Source organism: Algoriphagus faecimaris, assembly GCF_900101705.1.
Taxonomy (GTDB): domain Bacteria; phylum Bacteroidota; class Bacteroidia; order Cytophagales; family Cyclobacteriaceae; genus Algoriphagus; species Algoriphagus faecimaris.
The window spans coordinates 107,683-124,957 of record NZ_FNAC01000002.1; the positions used below are offsets into that span (position 1 = coordinate 107,683).

Annotated in this window: 12 protein-coding genes and 1 tRNA gene; 4 read left to right on the top strand and 9 right to left on the bottom strand. The window is 43.2% G+C overall.

Annotation, left to right across the window (positions count from 1 at the left end):
* Positions 1–53: 53 nt before the first annotated feature.
* Complete coding sequence (locus BLQ57_RS01610) at positions 54–545, top strand: phosphoribosyltransferase family protein (protein WP_087937727.1); 492 nt, start codon at positions 54–56, stop codon at positions 543–545.
* Between the two features lie 5 nt (positions 546–550).
* Positions 551–1,372, top strand: a complete 822-nt coding sequence (gene panB / locus BLQ57_RS01615; RefSeq protein WP_087937728.1) for a 3-methyl-2-oxobutanoate hydroxymethyltransferase — start codon at positions 551–553, stop codon at positions 1,370–1,372.
* Between the two features lie 56 nt (positions 1,373–1,428).
* Here the strand turns inward: panB and BLQ57_RS01620 are convergent, their stop codons facing one another.
* The 6 genes from BLQ57_RS01620 to BLQ57_RS01640 all read right to left on the bottom strand — a co-directional run bounded on the left by BLQ57_RS01620 (position 1,429) and on the right by BLQ57_RS01640 (position 7,685).
* A complete protein-coding gene (locus BLQ57_RS01620) occupies positions 1,429–2,637 on the bottom strand; it encodes a glycoside hydrolase family 57 protein (protein ID WP_087937729.1) in 1,209 nt (402 codons plus the stop codon).
* Positions 2,634–3,923 carry a glycosyltransferase family 4 protein gene (locus BLQ57_RS01625; protein WP_087937730.1) on the bottom strand — a complete coding sequence of 430 codons (1,290 nt, stop codon included), beginning with the start codon at positions 3,921–3,923 and terminating at the stop codon, positions 2,634–2,636. Before BLQ57_RS01625 ends, BLQ57_RS01620 begins: the two co-directional genes overlap by 4 nt.
* 6 nt (positions 3,924–3,929) lie before the next feature.
* Positions 3,930–5,849, bottom strand: coding sequence for an amylo-alpha-1,6-glucosidase (locus BLQ57_RS01630; protein ID WP_087937731.1), 1,920 nt, complete (start codon positions 5,847–5,849; stop codon positions 3,930–3,932).
* Positions 5,850–5,956: 107 nt separating this feature from the next.
* Positions 5,957–6,097: a hypothetical protein gene (locus tag BLQ57_RS21075; protein WP_169712695.1), complete on the bottom strand. Its 141-nt coding sequence runs from the start codon at positions 6,095–6,097 to the stop codon at positions 5,957–5,959.
* 90 nt (positions 6,098–6,187) lie between these two features.
* A tRNA-His gene (locus tag BLQ57_RS01635) sits at positions 6,188–6,263 on the bottom strand.
* Between the two features lie 78 nt (positions 6,264–6,341).
* Positions 6,342–7,685, bottom strand: a complete 1,344-nt coding sequence (locus tag BLQ57_RS01640) for a dihydroorotase (protein WP_087937833.1) — start codon at positions 7,683–7,685, stop codon at positions 6,342–6,344.
* Positions 7,686–7,721: 36 nt separating this feature from the next.
* Here BLQ57_RS01640 and BLQ57_RS01645 point away from each other — a divergent pair, with 36 nt between their 5' ends.
* Entirely contained in the window at positions 7,722–9,071 is a 1,350-nt protein-coding gene (locus BLQ57_RS01645) for a DEAD/DEAH box helicase (protein ID WP_087937732.1), read from the top strand.
* Between the two features lie 45 nt (positions 9,072–9,116).
* On the opposite strand, the gene BLQ57_RS01650 is transcribed toward BLQ57_RS01645, so the two are convergent.
* On the bottom strand, positions 9,117–10,613 hold the full coding sequence (locus BLQ57_RS01650) for a M28 family peptidase (protein ID WP_087937733.1): 1,497 nt from the start codon (positions 10,611–10,613) through the stop codon (positions 9,117–9,119).
* A 195-nt stretch (positions 10,614–10,808) separates the two neighbouring features.
* Here BLQ57_RS01650 and gcvP point away from each other — a divergent pair, with 195 nt between their 5' ends.
* Positions 10,809–13,703, top strand: coding sequence for an aminomethyl-transferring glycine dehydrogenase (gcvP, locus tag BLQ57_RS01655; protein ID WP_087937734.1), 2,895 nt, complete (start codon positions 10,809–10,811; stop codon positions 13,701–13,703).
* A gap of 50 nt (positions 13,704–13,753) precedes the next feature.
* On the opposite strand, the gene BLQ57_RS01660 is transcribed toward gcvP, so the two are convergent.
* The gene (locus tag BLQ57_RS01660; RefSeq protein WP_087937735.1) at positions 13,754–14,197 is read right to left on the bottom strand and encodes a hypothetical protein; all 444 of its coding nucleotides are present in this window, start codon (positions 14,195–14,197) and stop codon (positions 13,754–13,756) included.
* Between the two features lie 659 nt (positions 14,198–14,856).
* Positions 14,857–17,256: a ribonucleoside-diphosphate reductase subunit alpha gene (locus tag BLQ57_RS01665; protein ID WP_087937736.1), complete on the bottom strand. Its 2,400-nt coding sequence runs from the start codon at positions 17,254–17,256 to the stop codon at positions 14,857–14,859.
* Between the last annotated feature and the right edge of the window lie 19 nt (positions 17,257–17,275).

Sequence of the window (17,275 nt, forward strand, 5' to 3'; positions counted from 1 at the left end):
TATATTTTGAAAGCAGGGCAATTTGGCCTAATTTTCATGATCAATATAATTTTATGAGCGAGGTACTCAATCACGGACAGATTCAGAAGAAAATCACACGAATGGCTTATGAGATCTATGAGCGAAATCTTTATTCCTCAGGATTGATATTTGCAGGAATTTCAGGAATGGGACTACACTTATCCCGGTTGCTTTCGGAAGAGCTACGCAAAATTTCTGACTTGGAAATAGAGGAAATAGAAGTTCATCTGGATAAGGACAATGTCGCTCAGTCCTCCATAAAATTATCGAAGGGACTCATTTTAAGAGGGAAAAACCTGATTTTGGTTGATGATGTGCTGAATACCGGCAAGACAATCGTGTATGCGATGAAGCCATTTTTAGAAGGGGAGCTAAGCAAAATGGAATTAGCTGTGCTGGTCAATCGAGCACATGGACTTTTTCCCATCAGACCGGATTATACGGGCTATGAGCTTTCTACCACACTCAATGAACATATAAAAGTCGATCTTTCCGGAGATCAGTATTCTGTACACTTACATTAAATCTCATGTCCGTTCACTCATCTGCGTCAATCAAGCGCATCACTACCCATATCCTTCAAGAAATGAAAGATCGTGGAGAGAAAATCTCCATGCTTACAGCTTATGATTACTCGATGGCCAAGATTGTGGATGCTGCAGGAATTGATATTATTCTGGTAGGAGACTCTGCGTCTAATGTAATGGCCGGACACGAAACGACCTTGCCGATCACCTTGGATCAAATGATCTATCATGCTTCCTCAGTTGTCAGAGCGGTGAAGCGGTCCTTTATCGTAGTGGATATTCCTTTTGGTAATTATCAGGGGAATAGCTCTGAGGCTTTGCGTTCTGCGATCCGAATTATGAAGGAATCCGGTGCCCATGCGGTAAAAGTGGAGGGAGGCTCAGAGATCAAAGAATCGGTCAGTAGGATTTTGACCGCTGGCGTCCCTGTGATGGGGCACTTGGGCCTCACTCCGCAGTCGATTTATAAATTTGGTACCTATACCGTAAGGGCTAAAGAAGAAGCAGAGGCACAAAAGCTTTTGGAAGATGCTAAAATGCTTGAGGCCTGCGGTTGCTTTGCGATCGTCTTAGAAAAAATACCCGCTTCTCTTGCAAAGAAAGTTGCGGAGGCTGTCGCAATTCCCGTGATTGGAATAGGGGCTGGAGCAGATGTAGATGGGCAGGTACTGGTCATGCACGATATGCTGGGAATTACTCAGGAGTTTAAGCCTCGATTTCTCAGACAATATGCCGACCTTCAACAGATCATGACTGATGCCTTCAAAGGATTTATTAAAGATGTCAAAAGCAAAGATTTCCCGAATGAATCGGAGAGTTATTAAATTCATTTGTAATAAAAAAGAGGCTATTTCTAATTGAAACAGCCTCTTTTTTTTGGCTAAACTTTTTCTGCTTCCTTTAATTTCGCTTTTACTCTGAGTACAAAATCACTCAGAACGTTCATATAATTGATAAAGGCGTCATAGGGTGTATCGTAGGGACTGAAATACTCATGCACCGATCCATCAGAAAAGAACTTGGTACACATATAATAGAAGTGATCTGAGGTTTGAAGGTACTTCCAGTCTCGTTGGATTTCAGGGTCATCTATTTTTTTGACTTGATTCTCCAGTTCATAGAGTCGATCAAAAGCCTCGTCCTGTAAGTCATTTCCTAGCCATGCGGTTAAGTCTCGCTCTTCATCAGCCCAAGATATAGGAGTGGGGACAAATATTTTTCCAATGCCAGGGACCTGATTGATGATCTCAGTAGGTGTTGAGAATCCGAAATCTGAATGCTTAAAGACTGCATCAGGCAGAGCACGCATAAACTCGAAGATGCCTGTTTCTGCCCATTGATGCTCTCCAAAGGTTTCGTAATCCATAAAAAGATTGAGGACTTGTTCCTCTTTGGGAATAGCATTGATCCAATTGACAAACTTGTCTGTAGTCAGAGGATAATCGGCCCAAGTTCTATTGCTGAATCGAAAAGCAATGTCATCCGATAGTCTAAAGTTCTTTAGAAGAACTTTTAATTTGGGATTGTTGGCGTTGTTGTAGACGTAGTTTGGGCTTTTCCATCCCAAAATATGCTTGGCGCCTTCGGTAAGGATAGCCTCATAACCCATATCTGCTACCATTTCTCCAATTTGATCAGAGTAGATCAACTCGGTATTTCGGAAAACTTTTGGTTGGTAGCCATTGAAAAGTCTACTTATTTTTTCCTGATGCTTTTGTACCATATCAGTAAACTCCTCCTTGCTTTTGAGGGAAGCTAAAGCATGACCATAGGTCTCGTTTAGTAACTCGACATGACCGGTAGCGACTAGTCGCTGAAAGCTTTCTAAAACGTCTGGTGCATAGGCTTCGAGCTGATCCAGAAAAGTACCTGACATAGAAAAAGTCACCTTAAATGCCCCTTGGTATTTTTGGATGAGTTCCAAAAGCAGGGCATTCATTGGTAGATAGCATTTCTGGGCTACTTTACGGATAATGGTGCGATTGCTGAAGTCATCCCAATAGTAATGATCTTCCCCGATATCAAAAAACCGATAGGGCTTGAGTCGGTAAGGTTGATGCACCTGAAAGTAAAAGCATATAGTTCTCATGATCGTGTGGATAAAGTTTTTTCGTAAACAGTGATTAATTTGGCGGCTACATGCTCCCATTTTAATCTTTTTAATTCTTGGCTTCCCAGCTCTTTAAACATACGGGAGATCCCATTGTAATGGAGTAGCGCAAAAATAGAGTCAGCCATCGCATCAATATCCCAGAAGTCCACCTTGATGGCATTGATCAATACTTCTGCTACTCCGGATTGCTTGGAGATGATGACGGGGGTATTGTGGCGTACGGCTTCCAAAGGAGAAATCCCGAAAGGTTCGGAGACGGATGGCATGACATAGACATCGGATATAGCATACATGTGATCTACATCATCCCCCTTTAAGAATCCCGTGAAGTGAAATTTTGAGCCTATTCTTAATTCCGCCACGCGGTCTATCATTCGATTGAGTAGATCGCCGGAGCCAGCCATTACAAAGCGTACATTGGGATCTCGGTCGAGGACTTTTTTGGCCGCTTCTACAAAGTATTCAGGGCCTTTTTGAAAGGTGATCCGTCCTAGGAAAGTCACAATTTTTTCAGGGACTTTCTTTTCGTATTTAGATTTGATGATACTGGCATCAAGTACTGCATTATGCAAAACACTGACTTTTTCTGCGGGTATGCCGTACTTTTTGATAATGGTATTTTTGGTCAATTGACTGACTGCGAGTACATGATCCGCTGCTTCCATGCCGGCTCTTTCTATGTCGTAGACAGGCTTATTGACTGATTCTCCTGACCGGTCGTATTCGGTAGCATGCACATGGGCGATGAGGGGTTTTCCGCTGATTTCTTTGGCTGCTATGCCTGCGGGAAAAGATAACCAATCATGTGCATGGATAATTTCAAAATCACTTCTATCCCGAGCTATTTGGGCACCTGTAAGCGCATATCGGCTCACCTCTTCCATGAGGTTTTTCCCATACTTGCCACTAAACTCGTACTTCGTACTAAATATACTTTCGTCCACGTCGGTTCTGTCATGAATCGCGTAGTCTGTGAATTTTTGGTATTCTTCCGGTCCAAGGTAGGGTACCAAAAAACTACTGACTTCCAGGTAGGTGAGGTTTTTCCAGATTTTTTTAAACTTTCGCTCCCGATAATCAATATCGATGTCGCTGGCATTGACAAAATCCGCGAGGGGCTCCTCGTCTCCCCATAATTTAGGCACCACAAAGATGATATCCTGGTTGTGATGCACCATGCCTTTCACCAAACCATAGCAAGCTGTACCTAAACCTCCCGATATATGCGGTGGAAACTCCCACCCAAACATTAATACTTTCATAAAAATTTATTTTATCCTTTTGACCAATTCCATCATACGAAGTAATTCTGCTATACTCCAAGCTTGTGAGACAGCGCCTTTGGGGCGATGCGGAGGGTCTCCGTCATAGATCTCTGCAACTGTACCCACACCATACTGCGTCATCACTCCGTCAAAACCCTGAATAATCTTATTGATGAAATTCTGGGAAGATTTCCCATGAAGTCTGATGTATCCTTCTACAAAATGTCCCATCGGCCAGACCCAGACTGTGCCATTGTGATAGGCTTGATCTCGGCTGATTTGATCTCCAAAATAATACCCCTTGTAGGCAGGATCATCCGGAGCTAGTGTTCTCAAGCCTCGAGTGGTCAAAAGCTTTGATTTGGCCATTTCAAGAATTTGATCACACTGATACTCGGTGAGCATGATATATGGTAGAGAAGTAGCAAAGACCATATTAGGCCGTATCATCCAGTCTTTCTCCTCACCGTCAATCACATCTGCCAGGTAACCTTTTTCTTCATCCCAGAAGTTGTTGATGAAGCTTTCTTTTACTTTTTCAGCTAATTTCAAGACGGCTTCATCCTGCGTAAGCTCGTGATAAAAACAAAGGGCATTATACCAAAGAGCCTGAATCTCCACTGGGCAGCCTATTCGTGGTGTCACTGGGCCGTCCGGAGTTACTGCATCCATCCAAGTGAGAGCAATCCCTTCTTGTCCTCCGTATATGAGGCCGTTTTCCTTCATATGGATATTGAAGTCAGTTCCCGCTTGGAAACCATCTATTATTCCTTTTAATTTTTCTAAATAACGCTTCTTGATCGTCTTGGTGTCACCCGTATAGGTAATGTATTTTTGCAAAGACCAAAAAAACCAAAGTGGCGCATCCATTGAGTTCATGTTGGTGAAATCACCACTTCCCACATTTGGAAACAAGGGGCCTATGAGATCTTTGGACATGGTATCCATGATCTCCAGAAAAGTTTCATTGTCCCCGCGGGCCAAAGTCAAGCCCGGTGCGGCAATAAAAGTATCTCGACCCCACCATCCAAACCATGGATAGCCCGCAATAATTCGCGTATCTCCGTTTCGTTTGCGAATAAATTGAGTGGCAGAATTCTGTAGACAATTTTCAAAGTTATTTCTTGGAATTCGCCTTGCGATTTCTTTTTCGAAAGCCCTTTCACGGGTTTTGGGATCGGCTTCTGTCAGACCCGCAGAGAAAATAACTGATTCGCCCTTTTCGATTTCAAATTCAAAATATCCTGGAACGAAAAGGTCTTCTTGGTAATCATAGCCTCGCTCCCGCTCCAAAATGTATTCTATATTGTGGTACCAATTGGGATCTGAGTTGAACTTGTTTTTTTTGGAAAGCTGTAAATATAGCGGGTCATATACTGGATAAAGTTGAAATTTTGCACCATTGGGCACTTTTTCAAATTCTTTGTTGATGTCGCTGTTTTCTTTACAAAGCGTGTGATATCCTCTAAATGCAAGAAAAGGTTGGATTCTGATCTTAGTAGGGGAGTGTGCTTCCAGTAAGGTGTAGCGGATCATCACACGGTCCCGATTGGTGTCTAGGATGATTTCCTTTTGTAGAACTACTCCTCCTACACGATAGGTGAGTTTGGGAATGGGTTCGGAGTCAAAATCCTCCAAATACTTATGGCCTCTTGGTGAGTAGTTTCCCGGATATTTGCTGATTCCTAAGTTGAAGCTCGCACCATGTTGGATCACTGTTTCGTGGACAGTAGAAAGAAAAACATGGTTTTGAGAATCGATTTGGGGCTGGGGCACCACAAGCAATCCGTGGTATTTCCGGGTGTTGCAGCCAATTATCGTAGTGCTGGTGTAGGTGCCAGATCGGTTGGTACGGATGATTTCCCGATCTAGTGAATAGTTCAGGTTGACTAGTTGGGTCTTGTCAAAATGGATGTAACTCATAGGGTAAAAGTTGTATTCCGTTAAAATAGAATATTGAATTGATAGAAAAAATCAAATGGCAAAAAATAAAGGCTATGTTTCCATAACCTTTTGAATTTGTACGTTTTTTACGAATGAATTGCTTCTTTTTGGATTTCTTCAAAAATCTGAAGCGATTCTTCAAACTTTACCATGTAGCTTCTGATCTGGTGAATATTCACAGGTTTGACTACAGGGAATTTTGGTGAAGATTTGAACAAAGTAAACATCACAAGTTGGTTTAGTTTGATCTGAAATTGTCAAATGTTGTGCCAAGCACACCCTATTTAAAGCAAAAACCCCTCGAAGAGAGGGGTTTTGGGTGAAAGACCGGGTTCGAACCGGCGACCTCTGGTGCCACAAACCAGCGCTCTAACCAGCTGAGCTACAATCACCATTTGTAATCCGTGAGAACTCTTTTCTCAATCGGTTGGCAAAGGTAAGTAGAATGAAATTTAACTCCAAGATTGCCTCTTAAATATTTGTAAGAAATGTGAGTCTTTCTCCTTTTTTAGATTCATCGAATTGTCCGTTTTCATAGGCTAAATGTCCAGATACGATCGTGTGCGTCACGCTGGATTTGAAAGTATACCCCTCGAAAGGTGACCAGCCACATTTGGCAAGGATATTCTCTTGGCTTACCGTCCACGGTTGATCTAGGTCTACCAGTACCAAATCTGCAAAGTACCCTTCTCTGATGAAGCCTCTTTCTTCCATACGAAAGAGTTTTGCGACATTGTGAGACATTTTGTCAGCGATGCGTTCCAGACTGATTTTTCCTTGGTGGTAAAATTCCAGCATAGCGACCAAGGAATGTTGAATTAACGGTCCTCCTGAAGGTGCTTTGGTGTAAACTTGACCCTTCTCTTCTAAGGTATGTGGAGCATGATCTGTGGCGACGACATCGATTCGGTCATCGAGCATTGCTTTGAAAATTTCCTCCCGGTCCTTTGCCGTTTTGACCGCAGGATTCCATTTGATAAGTGTTCCTTTGGTATCATAGTCGGCCTCGTCAAACCACATGTGGTGAATACAGGCTTCGGCGGTGATTTTCTTTTCTTCCAAAGGAATGCTATTGTCAAATAGACTTAATTCTTTGGCCGTGCTTATGTGGAGAATATGCAGTCGAGTTCCGTGTTTTTTTGCCATAGCCACCGCTCGACTCGAGGCATCGTAGCAGGCTTCTTCAGATCGGATTTTTGGATGAAATTTGACAGGAATATCCTCTCCATATTTGGCTTTGTATTCGGCAAAATTGGCAGCTATGATGTGGTCATTTTCTGAGTGAATGGCCAGAAGCCCTTTGTAATGCTTAAATATACCCTCTAGTGATTCGATATTATCGACCACCATATTTCCTGTGGAGGAACCTTGAAAAACCTTCAACCCACAGACATTTTTGAGATCGAGTTTGAGGATTTCTTCCAAGTTATCATTGGTGCCTCCGAAGAAAAAGGAATAGTTTGCCAGGGAAACTTCCTTTGCGCGAGCATATTTTTCTTCCAAAAGTGGAATTGTCACCGCTTGTGGAACTGTGTTGGGCATCTCCATGTAGGAAGTAACTCCTCCAGCCACCGCAGCTTTTGCTTCGGTGTAGATTTCTCCTTTATGGGTGAGTCCGGGTTCTCTGAAATGTACCTGATCATCGATTACACCCGGGAAAAGGTATTTTCCCTCGGCTTGGATGTGTTTTTCGGCAGATTCTTGGGTTAGGTTTTCTCCGATTTTGGCGATCCTTCCATTCTGGACTAAAACATCTCCCCGAAAGATCCGACCTTCATTGACTATATTTGCACCGGTGATCAGTATACTTTTCATCATTACTCAGTAAAATTTCCCTAAAAATAAGGAATCATGGCCAATCAGGCAGAAGGATTTGAAGCTTTTAAATTAAATAAGCAACTGCTCAATGCAATTGAGGAGGCAGGATATCATCAGCCTACTGCTGTACAGGAAAAAGCCATTCCCCTTGCATTGGCAGGGCATGATGTTTTGGGGATCGCTCAGACAGGTACAGGGAAAACGGCAGCCTATGTATTGCCCATTTTAATGAAGGTGAAATACGCTCAAGGGGATTTGCCTAGGGCGATGATTTTGGCGCCTACTCGTGAGTTGGTGATGCAGATCGAAGAGGTTTTTCACCAATTGGGAAAATATACCGACTTGAGGATAGTATCACTCTACGGCGGGATAGGCCCAAAGACTCAGATCGAGCAAGTCACGGCTGGAGTGGACATCATCATTGCAACCCCGGGTAGATTTTTGGATTTATATAAAAAAGGTGTGCTGATGACCAAGGAACTTAAAACCATGGTTCTCGACGAAGCAGATAAAATGATGGATATGGGTTTTATGCCGCAGATCCGGTCGGTTTTGGAAGTGATCCCAGTCAAACGCCAGAATTTACTTTTCTCGGCCACCTTTGCCCCTCGGGTGGATGGTTTGGCCGCTGAGTTTTTGGAATTTCCCGAGCGGGTGGAGGTGACGCCTTCTGCGACTACTGCAGAGACCATTGCCCAGGTTAAGTATTTTGTGCCCAATATGCGGACCAAAATCAATTTATTGGAACATCTACTCGAAAACGAAGAGATCAACCGGGCAATTATTTTCACTCGAAGTCGGAAAAATGCCGAAGAGGTTTCCAATTTTCTCATGAGGAAGAAAGTAGGGGAAGTCCGTGTGATTCATGCCAACAAAGGGCAAAATACCCGGATCAACTCCATGGAGGATTTCAAGGCCGGGGAAGTACGGATTTTGGTGGCGACCGATGTGGCTTCCCGCGGATTGGATGTGACGATGGTTTCTCATGTGATCAATTTTGACGTGCCACTGATTTATGAGGACTATGTGCACCGTATCGGCCGAACGGGGCGGGCGGAGCACGAAGGGAAAGCAATTACTTTTATTAATCCTGCTGAAGTATGGCATTTTGAAAAAATCGAAGCCTTAATTCGGATGGATGTTCTGGAGTTGAGGATTCCCCAGCCAGTTACGGTTACTGAGACGCCTTTCGGCGAAAAGCAGATCTATGCCCGTGAATTGGATAAGCTCAAGCAAAAAGAAAATCCGGACTACAAGGGTGCATTTCACGAAAAGAAATCCAAGCCCAAGCGAAATATCGGGAAGGGTGAAAAAGTCAAAGCCAAGAAATCAGGCACCAAGAAAAACAGGAACCAGTTGAAGACCAAGAATCGGAAGAATTAGAATTAAAAAGGCCCTGATTACTCAGAGCCTTTATTCTTTCATTTCTTACCGTTCTCCTCTGGTGTTAGTTCCATCCACCCGAGTTCTGTTTTCTCGGTTGGCCAGATCCCAAGCAGTGTGGAAAATCAAGTGTGCCCGCTTCGTCATCAGCGGAAATTCGATTTTGTCTACGGTGTCAGTTACCTGATGATAGTCATCATGCACCCCGTTGAAGAAGAAGATCACAGGGATATCGAACTTCGCAAAATTGTAATGATCAGATCGGTAATAGAATCTGTTTGGATCATCTTCTGCATCGTAGCGATAGTCCAAAATCAAATCAGTGTAGGTAATGTTGTTGTACTCATTGATTTTTTTCAAATCAGTAGATAGCATTTCTGAACCGATCACATAGACATAGTCCTTGTTTTCTGCATCTTGGTATTCGTAGTCGATACGACCTACCATGTCTATATTGATATTGTTCACCGTGTTTTCAATTGGGAAAAGTGGGTTTTCAGAATAATACTGAGAACCTAAAAGACCTTTCTCTTCACCTGTTACATTTAGAAAAAGGATGGATCTTCGCGGCTTTTTTCCGTCTTTGGCAGCCATAGCAAAAGCTTCTGCAATTTCCATCACTGAAACCGTTCCTGAGCCGTCATCATCTGCACCATTAAAAACTTCTCCGGTGGAACTCACGCCTACGTGATCGTAATGCGAAGAAATTACCAATACCTCGTCTTTTTTGTCCGTTCCTTCCAAAAAGCCCATGACATTGTAAGCTTCTACCGGAGTAACACTCTTTTCAATTTGGTAGGTTGCTTTTTGAGACTTGATGGACTCAGGGGAAGATTTTGCCGCTTCTTTCAACTGATCCACTGGAGTACCAAATAATTCGCCCATTTTATCGGAGCTGACCATGAAAATAGGACGCTGGTTGACTTCCCTTTCAAATCCTATTCGGCCTCTTCCAGCTAGGGTTTTGTATCGGTTGGCGATACGATCGAAATTAGCTTGACCCTCCATGCTGACGATCACAATGCCGGCTGCCCCTGCATCCATCACTTTGGTGACGAGGTTATTGCTTCTTTCTCCGACTGCCCAGATACCTACTAGCTTACCGGATACATCTACTTTGGCCAAGTTTTCGTCAGTGACAAGACCTAGGAACACCAAATCAGTTTTGGCCTTCTTGTCCATGTCTCCATCGCCTGTGAAAACAAAGTCTTCGTTTTCTGCCAATTTGGACCTTCCGATCTGAAGGGTTACTTTTTCAAACTTGGAACTGACTAAGGGTACCTGCTGGAAATAGCTTCCATCCGCAGGTCCGGTCAGTCCGAGCTCCTTGTAAAAGTCCGCCAAATAGTTGGCAGCAATCAAGCCCTCAGGCGATCCGGTATCCCGGCCCTTCATTTCGTCTGAGGCCAAGAAAGTAAGGTGTTCTTTCAGGTCATCCGCCGTAATTGTATTGGCGTATTTTACCTGCACTGGATCTTGTGCAAGAGCGCTTAAGGACAAGCCTAAAGCTACCGCTCCTGTCAATGCAAATCTCTTTTTCATAGATAAAATTTTATTTTGACTGCTAAGCTAGACAATTTTTTATCCCAGCCGTAAACCGTTTACATGAAAGGAGTGTTGAGAGGTTGAATTTCTAGGGGTTAAGAGAAGATTATCTTTCATTTAATTGTACCTTTGCCGCCAGAAACTATAAGGATTTCTTACCCAAATATTCATTACAGCTTCCATTCAAATCGTATGAAGATTAACCTTTCGAATGCTGTCAAATTTGAGAGCAGACACAATGGCCCGACTGAGGCAGAAATTGCAGAGATGTTGGAGAAAATCGGCGCCAGTTCCTTGGATGAATTAATCAACCAAACCGTCCCCGAATCCATACAATTAACTCGTCCCTTGGACCTTCCCAAGGCTCAGCTAGAATCTGAGTTTTTGGTAGAGTTCAAGAAGTTGGCGAATAAAAATAAAGTGTTCAAATCATTTATTGGGCAGGGGTACTATGATACCCAAGTTCCAGGAGTGGTTTTGAGAAATGTATTGGAAAACCCGGGGTGGTATACGGCTTATACTCCTTATCAGGCTGAGATTGCTCAGGGAAGACTTGAGGCACTGATTAATTTTCAGACGGTGGTCATGGAGCTGACCGGAATGGAGCTGGCTAATGCCTCTCTACTGGACGAAGGAACAGCTGCTGCAGAAGCCATGACGATGCTTCATGCCGTAAAGCCAAGAGATAAAAAGAACGCCAATAAATTTTTTGTAGACCAAAAGATTTTTCCTCAAACCAAAGCTTTGCTTGAAACAAGAGCAGAGCCAGTAGGGATTGATTTGGTCTTTGGTTCAATCGCCGATTTGGATGTCACTGATCCGGAGCTTTATGGGATTTTGTTCCAATATCCGGATGCAGATGGAGCGGTAAGAGATTACTCTGCTATCGTGGCAGCGGCTAAAGAGAACAAAGTCTTGACGGCTTTTGCCTCAGATCTTTTAGCTTTGACCCTTTTGACCCCTCCGGGTGAAATGGGGGCAGACGTGGTGGTAGGTTCTGCACAGCGATTTGGGGTGCCAATGGGATACGGAGGACCTCATGCAGGGTTCTTTGCCACCAAAGAGGAATTCAAGAGACAAATTCCGGGAAGAATTATCGGAGTATCTATCGACCGAGCTGGAAACAAGGCCTACAGAATGGCCCTCCAAACCCGAGAGCAGCATATCAAGCGTGAAAAGGCAACATCCAACATCTGTACCGCTCAGGTGTTATTGGCGGTGATGTCTTCCTTCTATGCAGTCTATCACGGTCCAAAAGGGCTTAAAGATATCGCACTAAGAACGCATGGTTTGGCTAAATTAACTTCCCAGGCATTGAAGGAATTGGGATTGCAAGTAGGCGAGCAGGCCTTCTTCGATACCATTGAGGTGAAGATGAATGAGGTTTCCCGCGAGCGGGTAAGAGGCCTGGCTTTAGGTGCTGAGATGAATTTCCGCTATGAGGATGATGCCATTTTTGTCACCTTTGATGAAACCAAGACTTTGGCGGATGTGGAGCAAATTGTTTCGATTTTTTCTAGCGAGCAAGGTGTACATGCCCCTAATCTTGATCAATTGGTGGAGGAATTGGAGCTCGCTTTGCCAGAAGCACTATCGCGAAAGTCCGACTATTTGACTCACCCAGTTTTCAACAGTTTCCATTCTGAGCATGAGATGCTTCGCTATATCAAGCGTCTGGAAGCAAAAGACCTGTCTTTGGTGCACTCCATGATTTCTCTGGGAAGCTGTACCATGAAATTGAACGCCACTGCCGAAATGATTCCGGTAACTTGGCCTGAATTTGGACAGATTCACCCTTTTGCTCCGATGGATCAGGCCTTGGGTTATCAGGAATTGTTCACCAACCTGAGAACTTGGTTGACAGAGATAACAGGCTTTGCAGATACTTCTTTGCAGCCTAATTCAGGTGCTCAGGGAGAGTATGCAGGATTGATGGTGATTCGAGCTTACCACATCAATAGAGGAGAAGGGCATCGCAATGTGGCTTTGATTCCTACTTCGGCTCACGGAACCAATCCAGCATCCGCAGTCATGGCAGGTATGAAAGTGGTTTTGGTCAAGTGTGACGAAAAAGGAAATATTGATGTAGCGGACTTGAAGGAAAAGGCAGAGGCAAATTCTGAAAACCTTTCTGCATTGATGGTCACTTATCCGTCCACACATGGGGTATTTGAGGAGGCTATTCAGGAAATTTGTGCAATCATACATCAGCACGGAGGTCAGGTGTATATGGATGGAGCCAATATGAATGCGCAGGTAGGATTGACTTCTCCTGGAATAATCGGAGCAGACGTTTGTCACCTGAATTTGCATAAGACTTTCTGTATTCCTCACGGTGGAGGTGGACCGGGCATGGGGCCGATTTGTGTAGCTGCTCACTTGGCACCTTTTCTTCCTGGCAATCCTTTGGTGAAAACCGGTGGTACGCAAGCCGTATCTTCCATTTCATCAGCTCCATATGGCAGTGCGAGTATATTGCCTATTTCCTATGCCTACATCGCGATGATGGGAGGTGATGGACTGACGAATGCCACTAAAATGGCGATTTTGAATGCCAATTATATTAAAGAGCGATTGGAGGGGTATTATCCGATTCTCTATACTGGAACTAAAGGCCGAGCAGCTCATGAGATGATTGTGGATTGTAGAGAGTTCAAATCTGTGGGCGTGGAAGTAGAAGACATTGCGAAGAGATTGATGGATTATGGATTCCATGCGCCGACCGTATCCTTCCCTGTGGCCGGTACGATGATGATCGAGCCTACCGAGTCGGAAACTAAGGCGGAATTGGATCGATTCTGTGATGCGATGATTTCGATACGGGAGGAAATCAGAGAAATCGAAAACGGCAAGGCGGATAAAGAAAACAATGTGCTGAAAAATGCACCCCATACCGCACAGATGGTTTTGATCGGAGAGTGGGATATGCCGTACTCTAGAGAAAAAGCCGTCTATCCATTGAGCACGGTGAAAGAAAATAAATTCTGGCCAACTGTAAGAAGAATTGATTCCGCTTACGGAGACCGAAACTTGGTTTGCAGCTGTATTCCGGTAGAGGAATATGCCGATCAGGAGGAAATGGCTTAATCGGATTTAACTCAAAAAAAGAGGTTAGTGGAAACGCTAACCTCTTTTTTTTATGCAATCCCAAACTGCCCAAAATGATGGGTAAAGTGCTTGTGATGAAATTTTTCCCATTCCTCATGAGTCAAAAACCCAAATCGGGGATGAATGGATTTGAAATCGGGATTGTTCTTAAAAACCTCTTCATATTCTTGAATACTTTGAATCAGTTTTTCCTTGGCTGTATCCAAATCAGGAAACCTCAAATCCGATAATTCTCCTTTGGAATTGGGGGCCAAAATACCTTTTGGAAATTCCATTTCTGAGTAAATTAGGGCTTGCTTTTGCATGAGCTGCTTCTCATTCGGTTCAAATTCGGGAAGCTTTATTCTGCCACTTGAGAGCTTCACTGTAATGGTGAGATGCTCCACCATATGTTGGGGAGTCATGATGCCGAATTGGGCTCTAGTTTCTGGATGTAATTTTTTAAGATTGAAATTTATTAATGACAGGATCATGGTATTTTGATTTAAATGTTGTAAATCTAATAAGTGGGTTTTAACTATTTAAATTTAAGGGTCTGATTTCGAAATAGTTAAAACTATTATTCCAGTGGTTTTTAGACCGTATTGAAGAAAAAAGTATAATTTTTGTCAGAGAACGTAAATAATTAGGTTATATTATTATATTTAAATGTTAAATGTAAACGACTCTGTTTCGTCAAAAACAGAGTCGTACCAAAGAGGAAAGTTACTAGAAAACTTATCTCAACTTAAATTGGCTCTAGTAGCCTTGAGGATTTCTGAAAACTTTCAGAATTTAAGCAAATTGGAATTTCCTTGGAGTAAATCTCTCATTCCACTGCTTTAAATACTCTAATAAGATATCTAAAGCTTTGCTTAGTCCTACTTGGAAAATGGTGTAGAAGAATTCTTCTTTCATTTTCAAAATTTTAGAAAGGGTCCTGCATTTGCCTTAAGGTAAGTCCAGGGCCTTTTCCTTTTCCTTAAGGTTTTCGATGTAAATTATTACTAATTACTTTTTAAGGGTCATCATGAAAATCATTCTATTTAGTTTGCGGTTTTATTAATTACTAACTCAATTTCTTAGGCAATTATTTTCTTAAAAAAGCATCTGAGATACCCAGATGCTTTTTCCAATTGACGAACTCTAAAATTTAACTTCCGCACATTTCGCAGTCATCCGGATTATCCAGAGAACATTGCACGGCCTCTTGCTTTGTAGACTTTGCAGCAGCTTCTTCCGCTTTTGCTTTTTCATCCTGTGGTTCAAATCCTGTCTTGTCCAAGGTAAACTTGATCGCAGCAGCAGCAGCTTGAGATCTGAGGTAATACATACCGGTTTTCAAGCCTTTCTTCCAGGCGTAGAAGTGCATGGAAGTCAACTTACCGAAGTTTGGATCCTGCAAGAAGACATTCATACTCTGGGATTGACAGATGTAAGCTCCACGATCGGCAGCCATATCGATGATGATTTTTTGGGATATCTCCCACACCGTTTTATAAAGGTCTTTGATGTTTTGAGGGATTCCAGGGATATTTTGTACAGATCCGTTGGTAGAAATCAAACGGTTTCTCATGGTATCATTCCACAATCCCAGCTTGATCAAATCACGCATCAAATGCTTGTTGACTACGATGAATTCTCCTGAAAGTGTTCTTCTCGTGTAAATATTGGAGGTGTAAGGCTCAAAGCACTCGTTGTTTCCAAGGATTTGCGAAGTCGACGCAGTCGGCATTGGAGCGACTAGTAGAGAGTTTCTTAAGCCATGCTTTTTTACTTTATCTTTTAATTCTGACCAGTTCCATCTTCCGGACTTTGGAGTCACTCCCCACATGTCAAACTGGAACTCACCTTTGGATGCAGGCGAGCCTTCGTAGGTCTCGTAGGTGCCTTCTACTTTCGCCAATTCCATGGAGGTTTCCATAGCTGCGTAGTAGATGGTTTCAAAGATATCCTCGTTCAGTCCTTTAGCTTCAGGAGAGTCAAATGGCATACGAAGCAAGATAAAGGCATCTGCCAAGCCCTGTATTCCTAGTCCGATTGGACGGTGGCGGAAATTGGATCTTCTTGCTTCTTCTACCGGATAGTAGTTAACATCTATGACTTTGTTCAGGTTTTTAGTAGCGACCTTGGTGATTTCATAAAGCTTCTGATGGTCAAAGAATAACTTACCGTCAGGTCCGCTTGTGATGAACTTGGGTAAGGCCAAGGAAGCTAGATTACAAACCGCTACTTCATCAGGAGCAGTATACTCAATGATTTCAGTGCAGAGGTTGGAAGACTTGATCGTTCCCAAGTTCTTTTGATTGGATTTACCATTGGCAGCATCCTTGTAAAGCATGTAAGGAGTTCCAGTCTCGATTTGAGATTCTAATACCTCAAACCAAAGCTCTTGAGCTTTGATTGTCTCGCGTGCTTTACCTTCGCGCTCGTATTTTTCGTACAGTCTTTCAAATTCCTCTCCGTGACAATCGGATAGACCAGGACATTCATTAGGGCAGAAGAGGGACCAAGTTTCATTTTGCTCCACTCGCTTCATGAACAAATCCGGAATCCATAGTGCATAGAACAAATCGCGAGCTCGCATTTCTTCTTTCCCGTGATTTCGCTTCAACTCTAAGAAGTCCTTGATGTCAGCATGCCATGGCTCCAAATAGATCGCAAATGATCCTTTTCTTTTCCCTCCGCCTTGATCTACATAGCGAGCCGTCATGTCAAAGTTTCTTAGCATCGGGACGATGCCATTAGAAACACCGTTGGTGCCTTTGATGTAGGAACCTTTGGCGCGGACATGATGGATAGAAAGTCCTATACCACCTGCGGATTGAGAGATTTTGGCGCATTGCTTCAAGGTGTCGTAGATCCCGTCAATACTATCATCCTTCATGGTCAAAAGGAAGCAGGAAGAAAGCTGTGGCTTGGGAGTACCCGCATTGAATAGGGTAGGAGTCGCATGAGTAAACCACTTTTCGGAGAGAAGATTGTAGGTTTCAATCACCGAATCGATATCCTCCTTGTGAATACCAACCGCGACACGCATCAGCATATGCTGGGGACGCTCGACTACTTTACCGTCCAAGCGGATGAGGTAACTTCGCTCTAGTGTTTTGTATCCAAAATAATCGTAACCAAAATCCCTTTTGTAATCGATCGCTGCATCGAATTTGGCAGCGTTCTTTTTGATGATTCCATATACTTCAGGATCGATCAGCGCTGCATTTTCTCCTGTGATCGGATTGACATAGGTGTAGAGCCTTTTCATGGTATTGGAAAAGGACTGACTAGTAGTTTTATGAAGATTGGAGATGGCGATGCGAGCAGCTAAAACCGCATAATCTGGGTGCTTTACCGTAAGAGAGGCACAAACTTCCGCAGCAAGATTATCCAATTCGGAAGTGGTCACCCCATCATACAATCCGTCGATTACTTTTTTGGCCACCTCTATAGGTTGGATGAATTTAGGATCGAGTTCATAGCATAGATTCTCAATCCGAGCGGTGATCTTATCAAATCTGACGGACTCGCGTCTACCGTCTCTTTTTATTACTAGCATAGCTTAAAGGATTAGGGTG

What these genes read in the sequence shown, in the direction of transcription:
- BLQ57_RS01625 (WP_087937730.1), bottom strand. Translation starts at nt 3,923, where the DNA reads ATGAAAGTATTAATGTTTGGGTGGGAGTTTCCACCGCATATATCGGGA.
- BLQ57_RS01645 (WP_087937732.1), top strand. Translation starts at nt 7,722, where the DNA reads ATGGCCAATCAGGCAGAAGGATTTGAAGCTTTTAAATTAAATAAGCAA.
- BLQ57_RS01630 (WP_087937731.1), bottom strand. Translation starts at nt 5,849, where the DNA reads ATGAGTTACATCCATTTTGACAAGACCCAACTAGTCAACCTGAACTAT.
- BLQ57_RS01620 (WP_087937729.1), bottom strand. Translation starts at nt 2,637, where the DNA reads ATGAGAACTATATGCTTTTACTTTCAGGTGCATCAACCTTACCGACTC.
- BLQ57_RS21075 (WP_169712695.1), bottom strand. Translation starts at nt 6,097, where the DNA reads ATGTTTACTTTGTTCAAATCTTCACCAAAATTCCCTGTAGTCAAACCT.
- BLQ57_RS01665 (WP_087937736.1), bottom strand. Translation starts at nt 17,256, where the DNA reads ATGCTAGTAATAAAAAGAGACGGTAGACGCGAGTCCGTCAGATTTGAT.
- BLQ57_RS01610 (WP_087937727.1), top strand. Translation starts at nt 54, where the DNA reads ATGAGCGAGGTACTCAATCACGGACAGATTCAGAAGAAAATCACACGA.
- BLQ57_RS01650 (WP_087937733.1), bottom strand. Translation starts at nt 10,613, where the DNA reads ATGAAAAAGAGATTTGCATTGACAGGAGCGGTAGCTTTAGGCTTGTCC.
- panB (WP_087937728.1), top strand. Translation starts at nt 551, where the DNA reads ATGTCCGTTCACTCATCTGCGTCAATCAAGCGCATCACTACCCATATC.
- BLQ57_RS01660 (WP_087937735.1), bottom strand. Translation starts at nt 14,197, where the DNA reads ATGATCCTGTCATTAATAAATTTCAATCTTAAAAAATTACATCCAGAA.
- BLQ57_RS01640 (WP_087937833.1), bottom strand. Translation starts at nt 7,685, where the DNA reads ATGAAAAGTATACTGATCACCGGTGCAAATATAGTCAATGAAGGTCGG.
- gcvP (WP_087937734.1), top strand. Translation starts at nt 10,809, where the DNA reads ATGAAGATTAACCTTTCGAATGCTGTCAAATTTGAGAGCAGACACAAT.